Genomic DNA, 24,391 nt, shown 5'->3' with positions numbered 1-24,391 from the left:
GAACAGCCGGATCAGCGAGCTATTACCCTACGCCGAAAACAGCTTCAGTTAATGTCTGCTAGCTTATTACATTATTTTAATCACACAACGCGAGTTCGCCGTTCGGTTACGACGATGCCGGTTCATCATGCAATCTGGCGGGTTGGGGAGAATCCCCAACCGCTAACTATCAGCAAACTCGCCAGCGAGCAACTGCTGGAGAAGATGATTTTAAACGACCCCACTATCCTCTCTGACCAGTGGATGATCATCGGCCATCAGGAAAATACCCTCGATAAAGGGCGTATCGATCTGCTGGCGATTGCGCCGGATGCCTCACTGATCCTGATTGAGCTTAAGCGCGACCGCACGCCGCGCGAGGTGGTCGCGCAGGCGCTGGATTACGCCTCCTGGGTGGATGACTTAACCGCCGATCGCCTGTCGCAGATTTACGAAAAATTCTCCGGCGGTGGCAATTTGGGTGAGGCATTTAAACAACGCTTTAATACCGAACTGGAAGAAGAGTCTCTCAACAAGTCGCATCAAATCATTATCGTGGCGGCGGAGCTGGATCCCTCCACCGAGCGTATCGTCGATTATCTGAGCAAGAACGGCATCTCGATTAACGTCCTGTTCTTTAAGGTATTCCAGCACGGTGATGAGCAATTCTTAAGCCGCGCCTGGCTGATCGACCCGAGTGAGACGCAAACCAATGCCGCACAGGCCACCGCAAGCACAAGCGCCAATGCAAAAGAACCCTGGAACGGTGAGTTTTATGTCTCGTTTGGCGACCCGCACAGCCGCAATTGGGAAGAGGCTCGCCGCTACGATTTTATTAGCGCCGGTGGTGGTAGTTGGTACAGCCAAACGTTAAAACAACTTCAGCCTGGCGATCGTGTGTGGGTAAAAATCCCGGCAACGGGTTACGTCGGCGTCGGGATAGTGCAGAGCGCCATTGAGCCTGCTAGTAGCTTCACCATTAACACCGAACAAGGGGAAAAGTTGGCGATGGAGGTGCTTAAGTACGGTGATCTTTATCAGGAGAATGCGGATGACCCCGATAAGTCGGAGTATTTTGTCTCGGTGAAATGGCTGGAAACCCGCAGTGAACAAGAAGCAGTTAACGAAGTCGGTTTCTTCGGCAACCAAAATACGGTCTGTAAGCCTACAACCCCGAAATGGCGGCACACTGTAGATAAATTAAAGCGTTATTTCGGAAATTGGAACACAGAATTGTAATGCCCTGGTGATGATTTTTTCCATATATACAAGAGACTGCATAAAAAAATACACACCCCAAGTAAAGTGCAAAAAAAGAAAAGGAGAGATAAAGCTCAGCCCTTGACGGGCCGAGCACTTATTTCGTTGTGTTTACACTTTCCAGGCTGTCGATATAGTTGGCATACCACTGCATCATCTCCCGCCTACCTTCCAGATACTGCGCATGGTTGTAGGCCCCGCGAATCGCATTCTTATCCACATGGGCAAGCTGAGTCTCAATCCAAGCCGAGTTATAGCCCTTTTCATGTAAAATCGTGCTCATCGTGTGGCGGAAGCCGTGTCCCGTCAGCCTTCCCTTATACCCAAGCAGCTCAATCACCTGGTTAACACTTTCCTTTGAAATCGGCTTCGTCCGGTCATTTCGCCCAATGAACACCAATGGATACGCACCCGTAATAGGTTTCAGTGACAAAAACAGATTCACCACCTGCTCAGACAACGGAACTATGTGGGGCCGCTTCATCTTCATCACTTCGGGGGGAATTTCCCAAAGCCTTTTCTCAAAGTCGATATCCTGCCAACGAGCAAAACGCAGCTCCTGGGTACGAACCGCTGTCAGCATGATGATTTGCGTTGCGGTTTTGGTGATGATGCTGCCGGTATAGCCTGCCAGATCTCGCAAAAAGTAAGGCAGTTCTTCAACGCTAAGAAAAGGGAAATGTACTTTTGTCGGTGTAGCCAATGCTGTCGCCAAATCAGGCGCGGGATTGTATTCAGCACGCCCGGTAACAATGGCATAGCGGAAAACCTCCCCACAGCGTTGCCGTACCTTACGCATTTTCTCCAGTGCCCCACGTTTTTCCATGCGTCGTAAGGTTTCCAGCAACTCCATCGGCTTGATTTCCGCAATAGGGCGTTTGCCGATATACGGGAAAACGTCTTTCTCAAAGGTGTCGATGATTTCCTCACGGTAGCGCAACGACCAACGGTCGGCCTTATGCTGATGCCACTCGCGTGCGATGGCTTCGAATGTGTTCGCGATAGAAAGCTTTTGTGACAGCTTTTCAGTCTTCTTTACTTCACCAGGGTCACCACCTGAGGCTAACGTTTTGCGTGCCTCATCTCTGATTTGTCGCGCATCGGCCAATGAAATATCGGGATACACGCCGATAGAAAGCATCTTTTCTTTACCAACAAAGCGGTATTTCAAACGCCAGTATTTTGAACCATTGGGTTTAACCAGCAGATACATACCACCGCCGTCAGTCAACTTGTAGGCCTTCTCCATCGGTTTGGCTGTTTTCACTTTTATGTCCGTTAGCGGCATAGCATCTCCATTGATAAATATGAGCAGCATCTTCAAGCAAGGTACTGCCAGACCAGATAGAACGGGGTTACAACATAGCTCAGGGGGTGCCAAAAAATAGCATACATTTTGGAACCCCCTAAAGCACCCCCATTTATCACTTGATATGGGTTGAGCTCTGTTGAATCCTGTAGACAGAGTTGTGGCTTAAAGCCAGTATACACGGGGTTTTAGTTGAGTTCAGGAGAGTTTAACAGACATCGAATGGCGGAAGATCACAGGAGTCGAACCTGCCCAGGACCGCTGGCGGCCCCAACTGGATTTGAAGTCCAGCCGCCCCACCGGGGACGATGATCTTCCTCTAAAAAACGGAAGCAAGTGGCGGATTATAGCGCGAATCCCCCCTGGTGCTAAGCGCGAAATCGTGTTTCCGCGATCCTCTTCTTACACTTGGCCTCCCGGCCAAGATTTCCGCCGCTTATCTGCTAACCTGATAGGGCCCGGGTTATTCACCCGTCCATTGCTGGAGATGCTATGACCAAGAAAGTTGCCGTCCTGCTAAGCGAAGGATTTGAAGAGGCTGAGGCGGTTATTGTGATCGACGTATTGCGTCGTCTGAAGATTGATGTGGAACTGCTGTCCTGTCAGGATCGGCTGGAACTCCGCAGCTATAACAAGATGCGTATGTTCGCCGATGCTCTGTTGGAGCGCCGTATGGATGTCCTGTACGACGCCGTGGTAATCCCTGGTGGGCCGCAGGCAACTGCCAACATGGCGGATAATTCGATGGCCGTGGAGTTTATCCGCCGTCACGATGAAGCCGACAAGTTGATTTGCCCACAGTGTTCCGCTGCTGCTCGCGTGCTGGCCGTCAACCGGTTGCTACAAGGGCGCCGTTATGTCTGCTCTGGTGAACTGCATCGCGAAGTGGCAGATGGCACCTATGTGGCAGAAAAAGTGGTTGAAGACGGTAACCTGATCAGTGGCAAAGGGCCGGGGGCTGCATTTGATTTTGCTTTCACCGTCGCCTATCGCCTCACCGGCGATTATGCCACCACGCAAGAGCAGGCTGAGCACATCTATCACGAAAACTGGCAAGTACCACAACAAGCAGTGCCTGCATAAACGCTGAACACTGCTGCTATCTGGGCGCGGCACAGCTAGCGCTTTCTGGCCTGACGCCGGGAGTGAGACTGTTACCGCGCTTTCTGTTGTTAAACCCTCAGTCATGCCTGCATATTCAGCAAAGTAAACGCGTCCCCCTACCGTATTGCCTATCGACGTTCGCAAACTGTTCACCTTCCCAATAAGCAGTTTTAAAGGTCTCAATACCCCACCTCCCCATAGCGATCGCGATGCTCTTTGGGCGTCATGTCATAGCCTTTCTTAAACACCGAATAGAAGTACTGTAGCGACGGGTAGCCGCACATCTGTGAGATCTCATTGATCGACAGCGACGTGGCGGTGAGCAGGTTGCGGGCGCGATCGAGCTTCTCTTCGTGGATCACGTTATGGATGGTCTGGCCGGTTTCGTCTTTAAAGCGTTTTTCCAGGTTGGAGCGGGACATGCCGATCGCGTCCAGCACCTGTTCCACCTTGATCCCTTTGCAGGCATGGTGGCGAATGTAATGCATGGCCTGAATCACCGCCGGGTCGCGCAGCGAGCGGAAATCGGTCGAGCGGCGCTCAATCACCTTCACCGGCGGCACCAGAATGCGTTGCAGCGGCAACTCACGCCGATCGAGCAACTGGTGCAGCAGCTTGGCGGCGCGATAGCCCATCTGGCGCGTGCCCTGCGCCACCGAGGATAATGCAACGCGTGAAAGATAGCGGGTTAACTCTTCGTTATCGATACCGATCACGCACAGCTTTTCAGGCACCGGGATATCCAGGTGCTCGCACACCTGCAACAGGTGGCGCGCCCGCGCGTCGGTCACGGCAATAATCCCGGTCTGCTGCGGCAGCGTCTGTATCCAATCCGCCAAGCGGTTTTGCGCGTATTGCCAGTTTTCCGGCGCGGTGGCCATCCCTTGGTACACCACGCCCTGATACTGCTCCTCGGCCACCAGTTGGCGGAAGGCCTGCTCGCGCTCCTGCGCCCAACGTTTACCGCCTTCCACCGGCAGGCCATAAAACGCAAAACGGTTCAGCCCCTTTTCCTTCAGGTGCATAAACGCCGCCTCCACCAGCGCGTGGTTATCGGTGGCGATGTAATGCACCGGTGGGTAATCTTCTTCGCGGTGGTAGGAACCGCCGACGCCGACAATCGGTACGTTGACGTTATGCAGCAAGCGTTCAATGTCCCGATCGTCGAAATCGGCAATCACGCCATCGCCCAGCCAGTCTTTGATGTTATCGATACGGCAGCGGAAATCCTCTTCAATAAAGATGTCCCAGTCACTCTGCGAAGCCTGCAGATACTCACCCACGCCTTCCACCACCTGGCGGTCATACACTTTATTGGCGTTGAACAGCAAGGTAATACGGTAGCGCTTTTCGAACATGGGGGGCCTCCTGAATAAAAACCGCTCTGTGGATTTTGCGTCGCCGCCAGGCTCCCCCATCAGCATGGTTACACCCGGCGCTTGGTGGCGGAATCCATCCACACCGCCAGCAGCAGAATGGCACCTTTGACGATGTACTGCCAGAAGGTCGGCACGTCCAGCATGCTCATGCCGTTATCCAACGACGCCATGATAAACGCCCCCATCACCGCCCCGGCCACGCTGCCGACCCCACCTGCCAGGCTGGTGCCGCCGATCAAGCAGGCGGCGATGGCGTCCAGTTCGGCAATGTTCCCCGCCGAAGGTGAACCCGCCCCCAGGCGCGAACTGAGGATCAGCCCGGCAATCGCCACCATCAGGCCGTTGATGGCAAACACCGCCAGCTTGGTGCGCTCCACGTTCACCCCGGAAAGCCGCGCAGCGTCAATGTTACCGCCGATCGCATAGATACGGCGGCCAAAAGCGGTGCGCGTCGCCATAAAAATCCCCGCCAGCATCAGCGCAGTGAGGATCAATACCGGCGTCGGCACGCCACGGTAATCATTCAGCAAGTAAATAGCACCCAGCACCAGAATAGCCAGAATACTTTGTCGGGTAACGTCCCCGCCCGGTGCCGCCACCGGCAAGCCAAGCTGGGCGCGCTTGCTGCGCTGCCGCCACTGCCAGGCCACAAACAGCATCAGGCCAACGGCACCCATGCCAAAACCCAGCCCGTTCGGCAGGTAGCTCTGGCCAATCTGCGACATGGCGCTGCTGGTGGGTGACACCGTGGTGCCGTTGGTCATGCCGATCAGGATGCCGCGAAACGCCAGCATGCCCGCCAGCGTTACGATAAACGAAGGCACTTTGCGATACGCCACCCACCAGCCGTTCCAGGCCCCGAGCAGCAGCCCCGCCAGCAGCGTGACCACGATGGTCAGCGGCAGCGGCCAGCCGAGCCAGACGTCGAATATCGCCGCCGCGCCGCCCAGCAAGCCCATCATCGAACCCACGGAAAGGTCGATCTCCGCCGAAATAATCACGAACACCATGCCCACCGCCAGAATGCCGGTGATCGCCGTCTGGCGCAGCAGGTTGGAGATATTACGGGCGCTGAGATAGGCCCCTTCGGTGGTAAAGGTGAAGAACAGCATGATGACGACGATCGCCGCCAACATCACGAACACCTGCAAGTTGACGGATTTTAGCCCCGGCAACGGCTTTTTCTGCACCACGGGCGGCAGGCTTACTTCAGATTGCGTGTTTTTCAACATGGGTTTCACTCCTCAATGCCGCTTCCATTACCTGTTCCTGGGTCAGACCACGGTTGATTAAATCGGCCTTGATGCGCCCCTGATGCATCACCAGCACCCGATCGCTCAGCCCCAGCACTTCCGGCAGTTCGGAAGACACCACAATCACCGCAATCCCTTGCTGCACCAGTTGGTTAATTAACTTGTAGATTTCATGTTTGGCACCGATATCGATCCCGCGCGTGGGTTCATCCAGGATCAGGATTTTCGGGTTCAGCAGCAGGCACTTCGCCAGAATCGCTTTCTGCTGGTTGCCGCCGCTCAACCGGCCAATCGCCAGCTCCGGCGAAGAGGTTTTCACCTTCAGGCGCGCCAGCGATTGCTGAATGGTCGCCTGCTCCTGCGCGCTATCCAGCACCGTCAGCGGGCCGCTGAAATCCCCCAGCGCCGCCAGCGTCATGTTCGAACCAACGCTCATTACCGGCACAATGCCGTCGCGCTTGCGGTCTTCCGGCACCATGGCGATGCCATACTGCATCGCTTGGCGGCAGGTGGTGATGGTGGCGGGCTGCCCGTCGATGCGGATGCTGCCTTGCCAGCGCCCGGCATAAGCGCCGAACAGGCACTGCATGGTTTCGGTGCGCCCGGAACCCACCAGCCCGGCCACGCCAAGGATCTCGCCGCGCCGTAGCCGGAAGGAAACATCGTCCACCCGGCGAATATGCCGGTTAACCGGGTGCCAGGCGGTGAGGTTTTCCACCTGCAGGATCACCTCGCCGATAGCGTGCTGTTCCTGCGGATACAGCTCGGTCAGTTCACGCCCCACCATCATGGCGATAATGTCGTCTTCGCTCATGCCCGCCGCTGGCTGGGTGCCGATGTGCTTGCCGTCGCGGATCACGCAGATCAGATCCGAGATCGCTTTCACCTCGTTCAGCTTGTGCGAAATGTAGATGCAGGCAATGCCGTGATCGCGCAGATCCGCGATGATCGCCAGCAGCGTGGCGGTTTCACTCTCCGTCAGCGAAGCGGTGGGTTCATCCAGCACCAGCAGACGCACCTGCTTGTTTAAGGCTTTGGCGATCTCCACCAGTTGCTGCTGGCCCAGCCCCAGTTCACCGACGCGAGTATGCGGATCCACCTCCAGTTTGACCTGCGCCAGCATGCGCTGGCAGCGCAGGTACATATTGTCGTAATCCATCAGCCCAAAGCGGCCCCACTCGTTGCCGAGAAACATGTTCTCCAGCACCGTCATCTGCTTCACCAGCGCCAGTTCCTGGTGAATGATGGCAATGCCCTTCTGTTCAGTATCACGAATGGTTTTTGCCGTAATAAGGTCGCCAGAAAAATAGATCTCCCCCTGATAACTGCCGTGCGGATATATTCCGCACAGCACTTTCATCAGCGTTGATTTCCCTGAACCATTTTCACCGCACAAGGATAATACCTGCCCAGCCTCTAATTGCAGGCTGACATTATCCACGGCTTTTACCACGCCGAATTGTTTAGTGATATTTCTCATTTCTAACAGGCAGGGCATTATTCCCTCCAAAGAGCTTCGCGAGAATTAATTAAGATCGGATTTCTTATGGAAGCCATCGGCAATAATGGTGCTGTCGATATTCGATTTATCCACCTGAACCGGGGTTAATAACCAGGCAGAGACCTCTTTACTGCCGTTATTTAATTTGGCATTGGATTTTGGCTGTTCGCCTTTACCCAGCTGCACTGCAATATCTGCCGCTTCATCGGCCAATTTGCTGATCGGTTTATACACCGTCATGGTTTGGGTGCCCGCCACAATGCGTTTCACCGCCGCCAAGTCGGCATCCTGGCCGGAGATCGCCACTTTGCCCGCCAACCCTTGCGCCGCCAGCGCCTGGATCGCCCCACCGGCGGTGGCATCGTTGGAAGCGACGACCGCATCGATATGGTTGTTATTGGCCGTAAGGGCGTTTTCCATAATCTTCAGCGCGTTTTCCGGCAGCCAGCCATCGGCCCACTGATCGCCCACCACTTTAATCTTGCCGCTGTTGATCAACGGCTGCAGCACGGTCATCTGCCCTTTGCGGAACAGCTTGGCGTTGTTGTCCACCGGTGAGCCGCCCATCAGGAAGTAATTACCCTGCGGCACACGCTCTACCAGGCTTTGCGCCTGCATTTCGCCCACTTTTTCGTTATCGAACGAGATGTAGAAATCAATGTCGGCGTTGTTGATCATGCGGTCATAGGCCAGCACCTTAATGCCTTCACGTTTCGCTTCGCTGATCACGTTGCTCAGCACCTGGCCGTTATAAGGAATAATCACCAGCACATCGACGCCGCGGTTGATCATATTTTCAATCTGCGACATCTGGGTTTCTTCATTACCGTTGGCAGACTGCACAAACACGTTCGCCCCCAGCGATTCGGCTTTTTTCACAAAAATATCGCGATCTTTCTGCCAGCGCTCTAAACGCAGGTCGTCGATAGCCATACCGATTTTAATTTCTTTACTGAACCCTGATTGGCTGGCCAGCAGCAAAAGGGCGCAGGCGGAGAGGAGAATAGGTTTAATTTTCATCTTATAACCCTTTTCAGTGTAGTGTATATGGGTAATATGAATCACGAAACGTCCAGCCGATTGTTGACACTTATTTTTCATTCGGCAATTGCAGATTTTTACCGGCGAATTATGATTTTTGGTTTAATGTTAATTTTATGATAGCGATCATGTTTTATAACCATGCCGCTAATGAGGTTGAATAAACGTTAATATGAGATCCCGCGCACATTTAATAATTCTGTGAATTTAAGTGTGAAATAACGTAATTGAGCATCAGCCCGCTAACTCCGAAGATAAATCTAACCCACTATCCCCAGTTATTCAGGAGTTCGCTAATGCAATCCTATTTTGATCAGATCGAGCAGGTTCGCTATGAAGGCACCGGTAGCAATAATCCGCTGGCCTTCCGCCATTACAATCCCGATGAAATCATTCTTGGTAAACGGATGGCCGATCACCTGCGCTTTGCCGCCTGCTACTGGCATACCTTCTGCTGGAACGGTGCAGACATGTTTGGCGTGGGGGCTTTCGATCGCCCATGGCAGCAGCCGGGTGATGCGTTGGCGTTGGCCAAACGCAAGGCCGACGTGGCCTTTGAGTTTTTCCACAAGCTGAACGTGCCTTATTACTGCTTCCACGACATCGACGTCGCGCCAGAAGGTGCAACGCTGAAAGAGTATCTGAACAATTTCGCCGCCATGGCCGAGGTGCTGGCCGAGAAACAGCAGAGCAGCGGCGTAAAGCTGCTGTGGGGCACCGCCAACTGCTTTACCAATCCGCGCTATGCCGCCGGTGCGGCCACCAACCCGAACCCGGAAGTGTTCAGTTGGGCCGCCACCCAAGTGTTTACCGCCATGAATGCCACACACCAGTTGGGCGGTGAAAACTATGTGCTGTGGGGCGGGCGCGAGGGTTATGAAACCCTGCTCAATACCGATCTGCGCCAGGAGCGCGAGCAGATTGGCCGCTTTATGCAGATGGTGGTGGAGCACAAGCACAAAATCGGTTTCCAGGGCACGCTGCTGATCGAACCTAAACCGCAGGAACCCACCAAGCACCAGTATGATTACGACGTTGCCACCGTGTACGGCTTCCTCAAGCAGTTCGGGCTGGAAAAAGAGATCAAGGTGAATATCGAAGCCAACCACGCGACGCTGGCCGGGCATTCGTTCCATCACGAAATCGCCACCGCCATTGCGCTGGGTATTTTCGGTTCGGTCGACGCCAACCGTGGCGATCCGCAACTGGGCTGGGATACCGATCAGTTCCCGAACAGCGTGGAGGAGAACGCACTGGTAATGTTCGAAATACTCAAAGCGGGCGGTTTCACCACCGGCGGCCTGAACTTTGATGCCAAAGTGCGCCGCCAGAGCACCGATAAATATGACCTGTTCTACGGCCATATTGGCGCGATGGATACCATGGCACTGGCGCTGAAAGTGGCGGCGCGCATGATCGAGGATGGCAAGCTGCATCAGCAGGTGGCCAAGCGTTACGCCGGGTGGAACGGCGAGCTGGGCCAGCAAATCCTGCAAGGGAAGCTGTCGCTCGAAGCGCTGGCACAGTACGCTGAGCAGCAGGCTTTGGCTCCGCAACATGCGAGCGGGCATCAGGAGCATGTTGAAAATCTGGTTAACCGTTATCTATTTGGCTAACTCCGCCTCTGGCTCCTTTGGGGGAAAGTTGAGTGAGGGGTACATTGGCGAAGGCCCCTCACCCCGGCCCTCTCCCACAGGGAGAGGGGGCGATACGCCGAGCATGCTGCTCGATTGAACAGCATCGCGGCTGCCTGCAAGTTTGCACCGTACCTCCCTTCTCCCTTAGGGTGAAGGCTAGGACGAGGAGATACCGCTCACCAATGCCCTCACCCCGGCCCTCTCCCACAGGGAGAGGGGGCGATACGCCGAGCATTATGCTCGATTGAACAGCATCGCGGCTGCCTGCAAGTTTGCACCGTACCTCCCTTCTCCCTTAGGGAGAAGGCTAGGATGAGGGGAAAAAACCTCCCCTCAGGTGAAGGGGCTATATGACATATTAAAGGAACTGCACCCATGTACATCGGTATCGATCTTGGCACTTCCGGCGTAAAGGTCATCCTGCTCGGCGAACAGGGCCAACTGCTCGCCAGCCACGGTGAACCTTTGCCCATCTCGCGCCCACACCCTTTGTGGTCTGAACAAGCGCCTCAGGACTGGTGGCAGGCCACCGATCGCGCCATGCTGGCCTTGGGCAAGCAGCACGATCTGCAAGCGGTGAAAGCCATCGGCCTCACCGGCCAGATGCACGGCGCAACGCTGCTGGATAAGCAGCAACGAGTGCTGCGTCCGGCAATTTTGTGGAACGACGGCCGCAGCTTTGCGCAGTGCCAGGCATTGGAGCAAAGCGTACCCAACTCGCGGGAAATCACCGGCAACCTGATGATGCCGGGCTTTACCGCCCCCAAACTGCTGTGGGTTCAACAGCATGAACCGCAGGTTTTCCGCCAAATCGACAAGGTGTTATTACCAAAAGATTATCTGCGCTGGTGCATTACCGGCGAGTTCGCCAGCGATATGTCCGATGCGGCAGGCACCCTATGGCTGAACGTGGCGCAGCGTGACTGGAGCGACGCGATGCTGGCCGCCTGCGGGCTAACGCGCGATCAGATGCCTGCGCTGTTTGAGGGGAATCAGATCACCGGGCAGGTGCAGGCTGAACTGGCCAAGCTCTGGGGTATCGCCCCGGTGCCGGTGGTGGCCGGTGGCGGCGACAACGCGGCGGGAGCCATCGGCGTGGGTTTGTATCAGGCCGGGCAGGCGATGCTCTCCCTTGGCACCTCCGGTGTGTACTTCGCGGTCAGCGACGGCTTTCTCAGCAACCCAACCAGCGCGGTGCACAGCTTCTGCCATGCGCTGCCGCACACCTGGCACCTGATGTCGGTGATGCTCAGTGCCGCCTCCTGCCTGGACTGGGCCTGCCAGTTGACCAACGTCGACAGCGTTGCCACCCTGCTGCGCAATGTCGAACAGGCCACACCGGCGGATGCTCCGTTATGGTTCTTGCCTTATCTTTCCGGCGAGCGCACGCCGCACAATAACCCGAATGCCAAAGGCGCTTTCTGGGGCTTTACCCATCAGCATGGGCCGAACGAACTGGCACGCGCGGTGTTGGAAGGGGTCGGCTTCGCACTGGCAGACGGCATGGATGTGCTGCACGCCAGCGGCCTGCAACCTTCTGCCATTACGCTGATTGGCGGCGGCGCACGTAGCGCGTTCTGGCGCCAGATGCTGGCAGACATCAGCGGCCAGCGGCTGGAATACCGCACCGGTGGCGACGTCGGCCCGGCGCTGGGAGCGGCACGGTTGGCGCAGATTGCGTTGAACCCTGGCCAGCCGCTAAGCGATTTACTGCCCGCATTGCCGCTGGAGCAGGTGCACGAGCCAGATGCCGAGCGACATCAGCAGTACGCCGAACGGCGCAGCACCTTCCGCGAGCTATATCGTTGCCTGCGGCCGCTGATGTGATTCCCCCTTTAAAGACGGGTTAACAGGTTATTTCAACGCTACAATCAGACCTGTTAATCAGTCTTTTTATTAGGTAAATATGACCAACATTATTTTGAGTGACACGAGCGCCAGCGTCAGCGAGCTGAAAAAAAACCGATGACACCGGTCAATGCGGGGCGGGCATCGCAGCAGCCTGATCCCTGAAGCGCCCCAGCGGCAGCAGGCCCAACACGGTAAGTTCCAGATGTTGATTGCCAAGAGTAACAATTGGCGGCAAAATAACCGCTTCGACTCGCTCAGATTGCGCTTCCCGCCCCTGGCAGTTCCTTATTTTTCTTTGCTATCAGTAGTATAAATATGAAAACAACATTACCCCCTGTGGCACGCTTGGGCCGACAGGCGCTGTTATTCCCGCTTTGTCTGGTGCTGTTCGAATTTGCCACCTATATCGGCAACGATATGATCCAACCCGGTATGCTGGCTGTGGTAGCTGATTTTAACGCTGGCGAGGAGTGGGTGCCGACCTCAATGACCGCCTATCTGGCTGGCGGTATCTTTCTGCAGTGGCTGCTGGGCCCGCTGTCGGATCGGCGCGGCCGCCGCCCGGTGATGCTGGCCGGGGTTGCCTTCTTTATCGTCGCCTGTCTGGCAATCTTGCTGGTGACCAGCATTGAGCAGTTTATCTTTATGCGCTTCCTGCAAGGGATCGGCCTGTGCTTTATCGGCGCAGTAGGCTATGCCACCATTCAGGAGTCTTTTGAAGAGTCGGTGTGTATCAAAATCACCGCGCTGATGGCCAACGTGGCGCTGATCGCCCCACTGCTCGGGCCGCTGGCTGGTGCTGCCCTGATCCAGATTGCGCCATGGCAAAGCATGTTCGTGATCTTTGCCGCTCTGGCAGCCATTGCCTTCGTCGGCCTGTGGAAAGCGATGCCGGAAACCGCCACGCTGCAGGGGGAAGCCTTTTCCGCAGCCAACCTGCGGCGCGACTATCGCCAGGTACTGATTAACCGCCGCTTTATCTGCGGGGCACTGGCGATCGGCTTTGCCAGCCTGCCTCTGCTGGCGTGGATTGCTCAGTCGCCGGTGATCCTGATCAGCGGCGAGTCGCTCTCCACCATGGATTATGGCCTGCTGCAAATCCCGGTATTCGGTGCGCTGATCCTCGGCAACCTGACGCTGGCCCGTCTGACCGGTAAAAACAGCGTTGAGCGCCTGATCAAGCTAGGTGCTGGCCCCATGATTGTGGGGTTGCTGATCGCTGCGCTGGCAACGGTGTTCTCCGAGCATGCTTATCTGTGGATGACCGCCGGGCTGAGCCTGTATGCCTTCGGTATCGGGCTGGCGAACGCTGGGTTATATCGTTTGACGCTGTTTTCCAGCGATGTCAGTAAAGGCACCGTTTCTGCCACCATGGGGATGTTGAGCATGGCGGTATTCACCGTAGGTATCGAGCTGGCTAAAGTCGCCTATGTTTGGGGCGGGAGCGGATGGTTTAACCTGTTCAACCTGCTAAGCGGCCTGTGCTGGCTGGCGCTGGTGGCGGTGTTCCTCGCCAAACGCGGTGGCGTAGCCTCAACGCCGACGGAAGCAGTCTAAGGTTCGGGCACCATTTTAAATCGGGTGCGCAGATGGCACCCGATTCTTCAACCACCAAACAGCCCGCTGTCGCGCAGCAGATGATGGTTGCCCTTGCGGCGGGTGAAACCACTGCGATCGAAAAACTCCAACACCTGAATCGCCAGTTTGCGGCCAACGCCCAGCCGATCGCGGAAATCACCGGCATTGGTGCTGCCTTGCGTGGCGTCTAACTCACGGATCAGCGCCGCAAACTGCTCAATGCGCTGGCTGCGATAGTAACGATCCACCACCACCGCGGTCACATGGCCAAGCTGGGCGGCTTTGCGCAGCGTGGCACGAACGTTGCCTTCGTCTTCGCCCAATGCTGTTGCCAGATCGCGCACCCACCAGGCTTCATCACCCAGTTGCGGTTCAATACGCGCCCACAGCACCTGCTGCTCGGCGCTGAACGCCAGACCATGCTCGGGCAGATGCAGCCAGCCGCGCGTATTGCGCAGCACACCGGCCGCCAGCAGCCGATCGATCATCATAAACACCAGCGCTTCATCCAGCACCGGCAACGCCATGCGCCGCAAACGCGCGCGCCCCAGCCCCAGCTGATCGCCATGCTGTTGGTGATACTCGGCCAGCACCTGCAGTAAACGCTGTTCGCCCTGTTGCACGTTGGCCTGCGCCAGCGCCACTTCACCCGCAATCAGCAGATCGCGCCCGGCCAGCAGCTGCGCCAGCCCGCTGTGGGTCAACTGCCGTGCCCAGGCAAAGGCCGCCAGATCCAGCGCCCCGCCAGGCAAGCGTAAATCGAGCACCTGTTCGTCACTCTGCGCCTCGGCCAGCGCCGCCAGCCAGGCCAGATAGTCTGGCTGACGCTTACCGCGCTTCGGTGCAGCCAACACCAGCACACGCGCAGCGCCCAAGGTGTGGCGCGCGCCGATATCCCGCAGCACCAGGCGATCGTTTTCCGCCAACCACAGCGGGCGATCGAGAATTAACTCCGCCAAGTTGCCGGTTAACAGCGCAATACGGCCGGTAATATGGCTGGCAGCGTGGTGCAGGTGCAGCGGTTGCCAGTGCTGCAACGGCGCATCCGCCTCTATCGCCACCAGAATACGCTCCGCAGCCAGCGGCGGTTGCCGTTCCAGCAGCCAGTCACCGCGCGCCAGTTGTTCCTTGCTGACGTCGCCACTGATGTTCAGCGCAATACGTTGCCCGGCAAACGCCTGCTCTGCGGGTTGGTTTTGGGCATGCAGGCCGCGCACCCGCACCGGTGCATCGGCACCGGTCAGCCACAGGGTATCCCCCACCTTAACGCTGCCACCCAATGCGGTGCCGGTCACCACCAGCCCCGCGCCTTTTACGCTGAAGGCGCGATCCACCGCCAGCCGGAAGCAGCGCATCTGTGCATGCTCGCCAGGCTGCAGCGCCAGAAGATGCTGGCGCAAAGCGTCAATCCCCCCTCCCTGCGCCGCTGCCGTAACAAACAACGGCGTATCACGCCAACCCTGTTGCGCCAACTCGGCCACCACCTGTGCACGTACTTCGGCAACGCGCGCTTCATCCACGCGATCGGCCTTGGTCAGCGCCACCGTCAGTTGCGGGTGCCCACTCAGGCGCAAAATCGCCAGGTGCTCGCGGGTTTGCGCCATCACGCCGTCGTCGCACGCCACTACCAGCAAGGCATGATCGATACCGCCGATCCCCGCCAGCATGTTGCCAAGGAATTTCTCATGGCCGGGAACGTCAATAAAGCCCAGCACGCCCCCGTCCGGCTGCGGCCAATAGGCGTAGCCGAGATCGATAGTCATGCCACGGCGTTTTTCCTCCGGCAGGCGATCGGCATTGATGCCGGTAAGCGCTTGCAACAGCGTGGTTTTGCCGTGATCGACGTGGCCAGCGGTGGCAATAATCATGGGTTCAGCACCTCAAGCAGTGCACTCTCTTGCTCCAGGCAGCGCAGATCGAGCCACAGCCGCCCATCGTGGATCCGGCCAATCACCGGCTGTGGCAAACTGCGCCAATGTTGCGCCAGTAACTCCAGCGTGGCACCGCGGCCATCGAGCGGGGCAAAGGTCAGGGCATAGCTTGGCAGACGATCAACCGGCAGCGAGCCGCTGCCAATCTGCGACCAACAGGGCTCAGCACGCAGCGCGAAACGATCGGCAAAACGCGCCGCCAACTGGCTCAATAACCGTTCGGCGGCCTGCTGCATCGCCTGCTGTGGGCGCGTCAGCAAGCGCAACGTCGGCAAATGTTCTGCCAACAGTTCCGGCTGCTGATACAGCCGCAGCGTGGCTTCGAGCGCCGCCAGCGTCATTTTGCCAACGCGCAGCGCACGTTTCAGCGGGTGCTGCTGCAGGCGGGCGATCAGATCTTTTTTACCGACAATAATGCCTGCCTGCGGCCCGCCCAGCAGTTTATCGCCGGAGAAGGTCACCAAATCCACCCCTGCGGCAATCAAGCGCTGTGGCATCGGCTCTGCCGGCAAGCCGTATTGCGTCATGTCGATCAGCGCACCGCTGCCCAGATCGGTGGCGGTCGGGATGCCCTGTTCGCGGCCCAGCATCGCCAACTCCGCTTCATCCACCGCAGCAGTAAACCCTTGAATACAGTAATTACTGGTATGCACCTTCATCAACAGACCGGTCTGCTCGTTGATGGCGGCACGATAATCTTTCAGATGAGTACGGTTGGTGGTGCCCACTTCCACCAGTTCACAACCGGCCTGGCGCATCACGTCGGGGATGCGGAACGCGCCGCCAATCTCCACCAGTTCACCACGCGAGACCACCACCTGCCGGCCCGGAGCCACCGCCGCCAGCATCAGCAAAACCGCTGCGGCGTTGTTGTTGACGATGCAGGCGTCCTCTGCCCCAGTGAGCTGGCACAGCAAATCCGCAATGGCCCGATCGCGGTGGCCACGCCCGGCACCGTCCAGATCGTATTCCAGCGTGACGGCGCTGCCCATTGCCTGCACCACCGCGTCGATCGCCGGTTGCGCCAGCAGCGCGCGGCCAAGATTGGTGTGCAGCACGGTGCCGCTGAGGTTGAACACCGGTTGCAGCGCCGGGCGTTGCTGCTGGCTCAGGCGCTCAAGCAGCGCCTGCGGCCAATCGTGGCACCACGGCGGCAATTGCTGGCAGGTTTTAATCGCTTCACGCGCCTGTGCCTGCATCTGGCGCAGCAGATCGCTAATCAACGTCTGCCCGTGCTTTGCCACCAACGGTTCAACGGCGGGATCGCGCAGCAAACGGTCGATGGCGGGTAGCTGGCTGTAAAGTTGCTGAGATTCAGTGCTCATGAGCGCTCGGTTTTCAATTTTTAATGGTATCGGCAGAGTGGGGCGGCATGGTACGGGTAAAGCTTTCGCGGGCGAACAAGCGTTCCGCCAGTTTGATCAGCGCAGGGCGATCAACACACCAGTTGGGCACAATGCGGCGGAAATTCAGGTAGCCCAACGCACAACCGGTGGCGATATCCGCCAGAGTCAGTTGTTCCGCGTTCAGTAACGCCCGTTGCTGTGCCAGCTTCTCCAGTGCGTCTAAACCATGCAGCACCTTTTGGCGCTGGCGCAGTATCCAGGCTTCGTCCTGCTTTTCCGGCGCGCGTTTGCTTTCGCGAAACAGCGTAGCCGCGGCTTCGGTCACACCATCCGCCAGCGCTTCAACCTGGCGGATACGCAGCGCGGCCTGGCGATCTGCCGGCAAAAAGGCCGGGGCCAGCGCCTGTAATTCGAGATATTCGGCAATCACCCGCGAATCGTAAAACACCTCGCCGTCATCGGCGATCAGCACCGGCACTTTACCGAGCGGATTGTATTCCACCACCCGGCTGCCTGGCTCAAACGGCGGGTCGTTGACAAACTCAAACTCCCGCCCTTTTTCCAGCAGCATCACCGCAATCTTGCGTACAAAAGGGCTGGTCTCACTGCCAATCAGCTTCATCAATCATTCCCCCTTAGCGCCGCTATTTCACCGCCAGCGTATCGATAATCCGCTGCACCAGTGCCTGATGCGCTTCCGGCGTTTTACCCGGTGACAACATCTGCAATGTCACCACCCGTTTATTGAACACCGTCAGCACAATAGTGGAAACCACTTTCTGCCCATTTACCGTTTGCTCGGTATCCAAACGATGAAATTTCTGTTTACCGACGGTGAAATTCTGTTCTTTGGTTTTCTTGATGTTCTGATAACGATCGCCCAATTCGGTCATCATGCTTTGCGTCAGATCTTTCAGCATCGCATCGCTGGTATTGAGCTTCATGCCGGCTGGCGGGATCACTTCAGATGTTACGGTACGCTGGCGCGCTTTACCGTCGAGGAACAGTTGGATAATGGATTTATCGTCGTTGACGATGCCGCTCAGCTTGGTTTGATCGCTAAACCCCGCAGGCAATTCGAAGGTGATTTTGCCCTTTTGCAGCGCAACGCGTAAACCGGGCGGAGGGGAAGGTTTGGTTTCTGCCGCGGGCGGAGGGGCTGGGGGAGCAGGCTGGGTGACAACCGGCTTCGGCTGCGGCTTGGGGACTTCCGGCTTTTTGGTATCCTGGTTATCGCAGGCCACCAGCCCGGTCAGTAAAGCAGCAAATACTATCAATCTGACAATCATCTTCAGCATCATCCCTTTCCCTATACTCGTCGTGGCGTAACCGTAGCAACTCACTCCCGCGTTTGCTAGATGCCCAAGCCAAAATTAGCGGTTCGCCCCAGCTCTCCCACAGGGAGAGGGAGCCAACCGGTGCTCTCAATGAGTCATGGGTATCAGCAATGTTCCCTCTCTTTCGGGGAGAGAGTTAGGGTGAGGGGGAGCAACTGACATCGCGTTAAAGCCTCTCACCCCCACTCCCGAGAAGAACGCCGCGGGTGTTACTCGCCAGGGAACAGGAACGGGTTGATACTGCTGCGGGCAAAGCCTTCCTCTTCCATCTTGGCATCAAGCACTAATGACGCCAGATCGTCGGCCACCGCTTCCACCTGCGGGTCTTTTTCCTGATAGAGAAGCTTCAGGTAAGTGCCGCAATCGCCACAGCTTTCCGCTTTGATCGCCGCCTGCTCACTGTCCAGTGACCAGTAGTTGAGATCGCGCGTTTGCTCGCAGTTAGTGCATTTCACCCGCACCACGTGCCATTCGCTTTCACACAGGTTGCAATGCAGATAACGCAGGCCGTTCACCGTGCCGATGTGCACCATACCGGATACCGGCATACTGCCGCACACCGGGCAAAACTGGCGGTGCTCACCGTATTCGGCTCGCGCCTTACCGGGGATCTGGCTAGCCATCTGCGCCCAATACAGCGACAGGGCAGCCCAGATAAACGGCGCTTTATCGCTGCCCACTTTGGCAAACTCATGGTTCAGCAACGCACTGGCCATCAGCTCCAGCTCATGGGCGGAGGCTTTTTCCAGGTTTTCCAGCACCGGAACCACGTGTTCTGGTGCCTGTGGGCGCAATTCGGCGATCAGCGATGCCAGCAGTTTGTGCCAGTGTTCACTGCGCGGGTAAACGCTCACATCCAGCGGCGGTTTGCCGTTGGCGGCCCCCTGCACCAAGGCGGCAGTGAGATCGAGCACCAGCGGATTATCGTGGCACGCATTGTTCTGCGCGGCCGCGATACTGGCAGCAAAGTTAAGGTAATCGCCCAGCGGATGGTCTGTGGCCAATTGGCGCAGACGTTCAGCTCGGCGGGTATACAGGCTTTTCAGATTAGCGAAAAGTAACGGCGGAATGGTTTCCGCCGTTGTGGACTTCTCGCGCTGTGCCCCTAACTGCTCTTTAGGAACGATGCGGATACTCATCAGGGTTTATCTTCCTGTTGTTTCTCGCGGACCTCACGGTACCAGCGCGGATGGTGTTTCTTGGCCCAGGCCGCCGGAACAGTGCCTTCCACCATCGCGGTAATGGTGCCTTTTATCCACAGAGCGGCATAAATGTGCACCATAATCGTGATGATCAAGCCCACCGCAGCCAGCGAATGCACCAGCAACGCCAAACGGATCAGCGGGATAGGGAAGGCATGGGCGAAGTACGGCCGCCAGATGACGATGCCGCTGGCCAGCAACAGCACCAGACTGATGATCGCCACCCAGAATACGCATTTCTGCCCGAAATTATAACGCCCGGTGTCATCCCCCTCCACTTCCTCATTCAACGTGATTCTGTGGATGTTTTTGGCCCAAACCAGATCGTTGCGGTTGAACAGGTTATATTTCCAGTAGCGCAGGAACATGATCATGAACGCAGCGAACATAATCACCCCGGCAAAGGGGTGCAGAATGCGCGCCAGCTGTGGCGTTCCGAAAATGTTCATCAGCCAGTTGAAGGAGGGGAAGAAGAACCCCAGCCCGCTGATGGCTGCCAGAATAAAGCAGAACGCTACAACCCAGTGGTTCATCCGCTCCAGCGCGTTATAACGCTGAATTGGCTTTTCCTTCCTCATTTGCGCGTCTCCTCATCGTGTGGCTTGTCGTCATCTTCCTCTTCTTCGACGCGGTTTGGACCGACACCGATGTAGTGGAACACGCTAGCCGCAAAGGTGGCAGCAAAACCGACGGCTGCCAGCGGTTTCCAGATCCCTTTCCAGAAGGTCACCGCCGGGCTGATGGTCGGGTTGTCCGGCAAACCGTGATAAAGCTGCGGTTTGTCGGCGTGATGCAGCACGTACATCACGTGGGTACCGCCCACGCCCGCCGGATCGTACAGACCGGCGTTCTCGTAGCCACGGGTTTTCAGTTCACCGACACGCTCCGCGGCGATATCCTTCATCGCCTCTTTGGTGCCAAAGTGGATCGCCCCGGTCGGGCAGGTTTTCACACAGGCCGGTTCTTGGCCGACATCAACGCGGTCAACGCACAGGGTGCATTTGTACACCCGGTTGTCTTCCTTGTTCATGCGCGGCACGTCGAACGGGCAACCGGCGATGCAGTAACCGCAGCCGATACAGTGCTCAGACTGGAAATCGACGATGCCGTTGGCGTACTGGATAATCGCCCCTTCCGCCGGGCAGGACTTCAGGCAGCCAGGATCGGCGCAGTGCATGCAGCCGTCTTTGCGGATCAGCCACTCCAGTTTGCCGTGCTCCTCCACTTCAGAGAAGCGCATCACCGTCCAGGATTTGGCGGTCAGATCGGCGGGGTTATCATAAACCCCGACGTTGTACCCCACTTCATCGCGGATGTCGTTCCATTCAGAACACGCCACCTGACAGGCCTTGCAGCCGATACAGGTGGTCACATCAATCAGCTTGGCCACTTCTTCCTGGTGGTCACGGGCACGCGGGGCCGGTGTTAAACCATTGGTCGCGGATTTACGAATGATGTCTTGAGATTGCATTGCCATAACTCGTCTCCGTTACACCTTTTCCACGTTAACCAGGAACGCCTTGAACTCTGGCGTTTGCGTATTGGCATCGCCAACAAACGGCGTCAACGTATTGGCGATAAAGCCTTTCCGCGCCACACCCAGGTAACCCCAGTGGATCGGGATACCGATGGTGTCGACATCCTGCCCGTTCACCTGCAACGTGCGGATACGCTTGGTGACTACCGCCTTCGCCTTGATAAAGCCACGGTTGGAACTGACTTTCACCAGATCGCCGTTCTTGATGCCTTTCTTCTCGGCCAGCTTTTCACCGATCTCCACGAACTGCTGCGGCTGCGTGATCGCGTTAATCAGCGAGTGCTTGGTCCAGTAGTGGAAATGCTCGGTCAGACGATAAGTGGTGCCGACATACGGGAACTTGTCAGCTTTGCCCATCGCGGCCAGATCGTCTTTAAACACGCGCGCCGCCGGGTTGGACACCACGTTCGGGTGCAGTGGGTTAGTGCCAAGCGGCGTTTCAAACGGCTCGTAGTGCTCAGGGAACGGCCCTTCCGCCATTTTATCAATGGCAAACAGGCGGCCCATGCCTTCCGGCTGCATGATAAACGGCCCAACGTCGCTGCCTGGCGGTGCGGCGCTGTAGTCCGGGATATCAATCCCACTCCACTTGGTGCCATCCCACTCGATCAACTGACGTTTGGCATCCCACGGTTTACCGGCAGGATCGGCAGAAGCACGGTTATACAGAATGCGGCGGTTGAGCGGCCACGCCCAGGCCCAGCCCAGCGTGTTGCCAAGGCCGGATGGATCGGCGTTATCACGGCGCGCCATCTGGTTACCCGCAGGCGTCCAGCTACCGGCAAAGATCCAGCAACCGCTCGCCGTCGTACCGTCATCACGCAGATGCGCGAAGGTGCTGAGCTGTTCGCCTTTTTTCGCCAGCACTTTGCCTTCCGGATCGAGCACGTCCGCCAGCGCTTTGCCGTTGTTTTCCATCGCCACTTCTTCTGGTGCCGGAGCATCTGGAATCAGGTAGTTCCAGCTCATGTTCAGCACCTGCTCAGGCAATGCACCGCCTTCACGGCCGTACATCTCGCGCAGGCGCAAGAACAGCCCAGACAGAATTTCACCGTCTCCCAGCGCTTCGCCCGGAGCATCAGCCCCTTTCCAGTGCCATTGCAGCCAGCGGCCGGAGTTGACGATCGAACCGTTCTCTTCGGCAAAGCAGGTGGATGGCAGGCGGAACACTTCGGTCATAATCTTCGAAGGATCAACGTCATTCGATTCGCCGTGGTTCTGCCAGAAAGTGGCCGTCTCGGTATTCAACGGATCGATGGTCACCAGGAATTTCAGCTTGGAGAGCGCATCGACCACTTTGTGCTTGTTCGGGAACGATGCAACCGGGTTGAAGCCCTGGCAGAGGTAGCCGTTAACCTTGCCCTGCGACATCATTTCGAAGTACTGCAGCACGTCGTAGCCTTTGTCCCACTTCGGCAACCAGTCAAAGCCCCAGTTGTTTTCTTTCTGTGCTTTGTCGCCGTAGAAGCTCTTCATCAGGCTGACGAAGAATTTCGGGTAGTTGCTCCAGTAGTTCACCTGGCCCGGCAACAGCGTTTTCGGCGTGTTGGCCTTCAGGTAGGTGTCCAGATCCGGCTGTTTCTCGGAAGGCAGCGTCAGGTAGCCCGGCAGGCTTTGTGACAACAGGCCGAGATCGGTCAGGCCCTGGATGTTGGAGTGGCCGCGCAGGGCGTTCACACCACCGCCTGCCATCCCCATATTGCCGAGCAGCAACTGGATCATCGCCATGGTACGGATGTTCTGTGCGCCGACCGTGTGCTGTGTCCAGCCCAGGGCGTACAGGAACGAGGCGGTTTTGTCGTTGGCGCTGGTTTCGGCGATATATTCGCAAACCTTGATAAAGTCTTCGGTTGGCGTACCACAGATATTGTTTACCACTTCTGGCGTATAGCGGCTAACGTGCTGTTTCAGCAGGTTCCACACGCAACGCGGATCTTGCAGGGTGACGTCACGCTTGGCAAAGCCGTTCTCATCAAGCTGGTAGTTCCAGGTGGTTTTATCGTACTTGTGGTTTTCCGCGTCGTAGCCGCTGAACAGGCCATCGTCAAAGCTGAAGTCTTCGCGCACCAGCAGGCTGGCGTTGGTATAGGCTTCAACGTATTCACGGTTGATCTTGTTGTTGGTGATCAGGTACAGCAAGACGCCCGACAAGAAGGCAATGTCGGTGCCAGAACGGATAGGCGTGTAAAAATCCGCCACCGATGCGGTACGGGTAAAGCGCGGATCGATGACGATCAGCTTGGCTTTATTATGAATTTTTGCTTCCATCGCCCAGCGGAAACCCACTGGATGCGCTTCTGCCGCATTACCGCCCATGACGATAATTAAGTTCGCGTTCTTGATATCAACCCAGTGGTTGGTCATCGCACCGCGACCAAATGTTGGAGCAAGACTTGCTACCGTTGGTCCGTGTCAGACACGCGCCTGGTTGTCTACGGCAAGCATGCCGAGAGCGCGACTAAATTTTTGTGTCAGGTATCCGGTTTCGTTGCTGGAGGCCGAGGCACACAGCATACCGGTGGTCAGCCAACGGTTGACGGTGACGCCTTTATCGTTGGTTTTTACAAAGTTGGCATCGCGGTCTTCTTTCATCAGCTTGGCGATGCGGGTAAAGGCATCATCCCAACTGATTCTCTGCCATTTGTCAGAACCTGGCGCGCGATATTCCGGGTATTGCAGGCGGCTTTCGCTGTGGATGAAATCCACCAGACCGGCGCCTTTCGGGCAAAGCGCACCGCGGTTTACCGGATGATCCGGATCCCCTTCGATGTGGAAAATGCTCTCTTTGGCGTTTTTCGCGCCATCTCCAAGGCTGTACATCAACAGCCCACAGCCGACTGAGCAATACGTACAGGTATTACGGGTTTCACGGGCGCGCAGCAGCTTGTACTGCCGGGTTTCCGCTAACGCCACTTCCGGGGCAAAGCCCAGAGCAGCTACCGTCGTCCCTGCCATACCGCCAGCGCAGATCTTAAAGAACTGCCTTCTGCTGACCTGCATGGGGGTCTCCTTTCACTCGTGTTGTCACATTGTTTCAAATGGCGCTTTCCCCGATAAAGCTGGAAGCGCTAAAATCACTGTTCTTATGTTGGTTTGGCCAGAAGGCCGCAACGACGCCGCGATGATATCATAGCGGACTTGGGGTT

At 57.0% G+C, this 24,391-nt stretch carries 18 protein-coding genes and 1 tRNA gene; 5 read left to right on the top strand and 14 right to left on the bottom strand.

What is annotated here, in order from left to right; genetic code table 11:
- Positions 1-114: 114 nt before the first annotated feature.
- Complete coding sequence (locus WG891_RS23795; protein ID WP_337264755.1) at positions 115-1,218, top strand: nuclease; 1,104 nt, start codon at positions 115-117, stop codon at positions 1,216-1,218.
- A gap of 118 nt (positions 1,219-1,336) precedes the next feature.
- On the opposite strand, the gene WG891_RS23790 is transcribed toward WG891_RS23795, so the two are convergent.
- The gene (locus WG891_RS23790) at positions 1,337-2,527 is read right to left on the bottom strand and encodes a tyrosine-type recombinase/integrase (protein WP_337264754.1); all 1,191 of its coding nucleotides are present in this window, start codon (positions 2,525-2,527) and stop codon (positions 1,337-1,339) included.
- A 244-nt stretch (positions 2,528-2,771) separates the two neighbouring features.
- Positions 2,772-2,866 (bottom strand) — tRNA-Sec (locus tag WG891_RS23785).
- 174 nt (positions 2,867-3,040) lie between these two features.
- Between WG891_RS23785 and WG891_RS23780 the strand changes: the two genes are divergently transcribed.
- Positions 3,041-3,631: a DJ-1/PfpI family protein gene (locus tag WG891_RS23780; RefSeq protein WP_076943753.1), complete on the top strand. Its 591-nt coding sequence runs from the start codon at positions 3,041-3,043 to the stop codon at positions 3,629-3,631.
- A 200-nt stretch (positions 3,632-3,831) separates the two neighbouring features.
- Here the strand turns inward: WG891_RS23780 and xylR are convergent, their stop codons facing one another.
- The 4 genes from xylR to xylF all read right to left on the bottom strand — a co-directional run bounded on the left by xylR (position 3,832) and on the right by xylF (position 8,805).
- Positions 3,832-5,010, bottom strand: coding sequence for a D-xylose utilization transcriptional activator XylR (gene xylR / locus WG891_RS23775; RefSeq protein WP_337264753.1), 1,179 nt, complete (start codon positions 5,008-5,010; stop codon positions 3,832-3,834).
- Positions 5,011-5,078: 68 nt separating this feature from the next.
- Positions 5,079-6,263: a xylose ABC transporter permease XylH gene (gene xylH, locus WG891_RS23770; protein ID WP_337264752.1), complete on the bottom strand. Its 1,185-nt coding sequence runs from the start codon at positions 6,261-6,263 to the stop codon at positions 5,079-5,081.
- A complete protein-coding gene (locus tag WG891_RS23765) occupies positions 6,241-7,782 on the bottom strand; it encodes a xylose ABC transporter ATP-binding protein (protein ID WP_337264751.1) in 1,542 nt (513 codons plus the stop codon). The genes xylH and WG891_RS23765 overlap by 23 nt, the downstream gene beginning before the upstream one ends.
- Positions 7,783-7,809: 27 nt before the next feature.
- Positions 7,810-8,805, bottom strand: coding sequence for a D-xylose ABC transporter substrate-binding protein (gene xylF / locus WG891_RS23760; protein WP_337264750.1), 996 nt, complete (start codon positions 8,803-8,805; stop codon positions 7,810-7,812).
- 317 nt (positions 8,806-9,122) lie between these two features.
- On the opposite strand from xylF, the gene xylA reads away from it, so the two are divergent.
- The 3 genes from xylA to WG891_RS23745 all read left to right on the top strand — a co-directional run bounded on the left by xylA (position 9,123) and on the right by WG891_RS23745 (position 13,871).
- A complete protein-coding gene (gene xylA, locus WG891_RS23755; RefSeq protein WP_337264749.1) occupies positions 9,123-10,442 on the top strand; it encodes a xylose isomerase in 1,320 nt (439 codons plus the stop codon).
- Between the two features lie 396 nt (positions 10,443-10,838).
- On the top strand, positions 10,839-12,290 hold the full coding sequence (gene xylB / locus WG891_RS23750) for a xylulokinase (RefSeq protein ID WP_337264748.1): 1,452 nt from the start codon (positions 10,839-10,841) through the stop codon (positions 12,288-12,290).
- 339 nt (positions 12,291-12,629) lie between these two features.
- Complete coding sequence (locus tag WG891_RS23745; protein WP_337264747.1) at positions 12,630-13,871, top strand: MFS transporter; 1,242 nt, start codon at positions 12,630-12,632, stop codon at positions 13,869-13,871.
- Positions 13,872-13,918: 47 nt separating this feature from the next.
- Here the strand turns inward: WG891_RS23745 and selB are convergent, their stop codons facing one another.
- The 8 genes from selB to fdnG all read right to left on the bottom strand — a co-directional run bounded on the left by selB (position 13,919) and on the right by fdnG (position 24,245).
- Positions 13,919-15,760 carry a selenocysteine-specific translation elongation factor gene (gene selB / locus WG891_RS23740; protein WP_337264746.1) on the bottom strand — a complete coding sequence of 614 codons (1,842 nt, stop codon included), beginning with the start codon at positions 15,758-15,760 and terminating at the stop codon, positions 13,919-13,921.
- Positions 15,757-17,148 (bottom strand): L-seryl-tRNA(Sec) selenium transferase, encoded by a 1,392-nt coding sequence (selA, locus tag WG891_RS23735; RefSeq protein WP_337264745.1) that lies wholly within the window; start codon positions 17,146-17,148, stop codon positions 15,757-15,759. Before selA ends, selB begins: the two co-directional genes overlap by 4 nt.
- A gap of 13 nt (positions 17,149-17,161) precedes the next feature.
- Complete coding sequence (locus WG891_RS23730) at positions 17,162-17,791, bottom strand: glutathione S-transferase (protein WP_337264757.1); 630 nt, start codon at positions 17,789-17,791, stop codon at positions 17,162-17,164.
- Positions 17,792-17,813: 22 nt separating this feature from the next.
- The gene (locus WG891_RS23725; RefSeq protein ID WP_337264744.1) at positions 17,814-18,467 is read right to left on the bottom strand and encodes a DcrB-related protein; all 654 of its coding nucleotides are present in this window, start codon (positions 18,465-18,467) and stop codon (positions 17,814-17,816) included.
- 248 nt (positions 18,468-18,715) lie between these two features.
- On the bottom strand, positions 18,716-19,645 hold the full coding sequence (gene fdhE / locus WG891_RS23720; RefSeq protein WP_337264743.1) for a formate dehydrogenase accessory protein FdhE: 930 nt from the start codon (positions 19,643-19,645) through the stop codon (positions 18,716-18,718).
- Positions 19,645-20,286, bottom strand: coding sequence for a formate dehydrogenase cytochrome b556 subunit (gene fdoI, locus WG891_RS23715; RefSeq protein ID WP_076943770.1), 642 nt, complete (start codon positions 20,284-20,286; stop codon positions 19,645-19,647). The genes fdhE and fdoI overlap by 1 nt, the downstream gene beginning before the upstream one ends.
- Entirely contained in the window at positions 20,283-21,185 is a 903-nt protein-coding gene (gene fdxH / locus WG891_RS23710) for a formate dehydrogenase subunit beta (RefSeq protein ID WP_337264742.1), read from the bottom strand. Before fdxH ends, fdoI begins: the two co-directional genes overlap by 4 nt.
- 12 nt (positions 21,186-21,197) lie before the next feature.
- A complete protein-coding gene (gene fdnG, locus WG891_RS23705; RefSeq protein WP_095996161.1) occupies positions 21,198-24,245 on the bottom strand; it encodes a formate dehydrogenase-N subunit alpha in 3,048 nt (1,015 codons plus the stop codon).
- Positions 24,246-24,391 lie beyond the last annotated feature (146 nt).

This window comes from Serratia sp. MMO-28 (assembly GCF_037199905.1).
Taxonomy (GTDB): Bacteria; Pseudomonadota; Gammaproteobacteria; order Enterobacterales; family Enterobacteriaceae; genus Chania; species Chania oryzae.
This window is presented reverse-complemented; position numbering and strand designations above follow the sequence as displayed.

Bases quoted from the DNA above. Each gene is read 5' to 3' on its own strand.
- fdoI (WP_076943770.1), bottom strand. From the start codon at position 20,286: ATGAGGAAGGAAAAGCCAATTCAGCGTTATAACGCGCTGGAGCGGATG.
- fdxH (WP_337264742.1), bottom strand. From the start codon at position 21,185: ATGGCAATGCAATCTCAAGACATCATTCGTAAATCCGCGACCAATGGT.
- fdhE (WP_337264743.1), bottom strand. From the start codon at position 19,645: ATGAGTATCCGCATCGTTCCTAAAGAGCAGTTAGGGGCACAGCGCGAG.
- xylH (WP_337264752.1), bottom strand. From the start codon at position 6,263: ATGTTGAAAAACACGCAATCTGAAGTAAGCCTGCCGCCCGTGGTGCAG.
- WG891_RS23730 (WP_337264757.1), bottom strand. From the start codon at position 17,791: ATGAAGCTGATTGGCAGTGAGACCAGCCCTTTTGTACGCAAGATTGCG.
- xylA (WP_337264749.1), top strand. From the start codon at position 9,123: ATGCAATCCTATTTTGATCAGATCGAGCAGGTTCGCTATGAAGGCACC.
- WG891_RS23725 (WP_337264744.1), bottom strand. From the start codon at position 18,467: ATGCTGAAGATGATTGTCAGATTGATAGTATTTGCTGCTTTACTGACC.
- WG891_RS23795 (WP_337264755.1), top strand. From the start codon at position 115: ATGCCGGTTCATCATGCAATCTGGCGGGTTGGGGAGAATCCCCAACCG.
- WG891_RS23790 (WP_337264754.1), bottom strand. From the start codon at position 2,527: ATGCCGCTAACGGACATAAAAGTGAAAACAGCCAAACCGATGGAGAAG.
- WG891_RS23745 (WP_337264747.1), top strand. From the start codon at position 12,630: ATGAAAACAACATTACCCCCTGTGGCACGCTTGGGCCGACAGGCGCTG.
- selA (WP_337264745.1), bottom strand. From the start codon at position 17,148: ATGAGCACTGAATCTCAGCAACTTTACAGCCAGCTACCCGCCATCGAC.
- xylF (WP_337264750.1), bottom strand. From the start codon at position 8,805: ATGAAAATTAAACCTATTCTCCTCTCCGCCTGCGCCCTTTTGCTGCTG.
- WG891_RS23780 (WP_076943753.1), top strand. From the start codon at position 3,041: ATGACCAAGAAAGTTGCCGTCCTGCTAAGCGAAGGATTTGAAGAGGCT.
- xylB (WP_337264748.1), top strand. From the start codon at position 10,839: ATGTACATCGGTATCGATCTTGGCACTTCCGGCGTAAAGGTCATCCTG.
- xylR (WP_337264753.1), bottom strand. From the start codon at position 5,010: ATGTTCGAAAAGCGCTACCGTATTACCTTGCTGTTCAACGCCAATAAA.
- WG891_RS23765 (WP_337264751.1), bottom strand. From the start codon at position 7,782: ATGCCCTGCCTGTTAGAAATGAGAAATATCACTAAACAATTCGGCGTG.
- selB (WP_337264746.1), bottom strand. From the start codon at position 15,760: ATGATTATTGCCACCGCTGGCCACGTCGATCACGGCAAAACCACGCTG.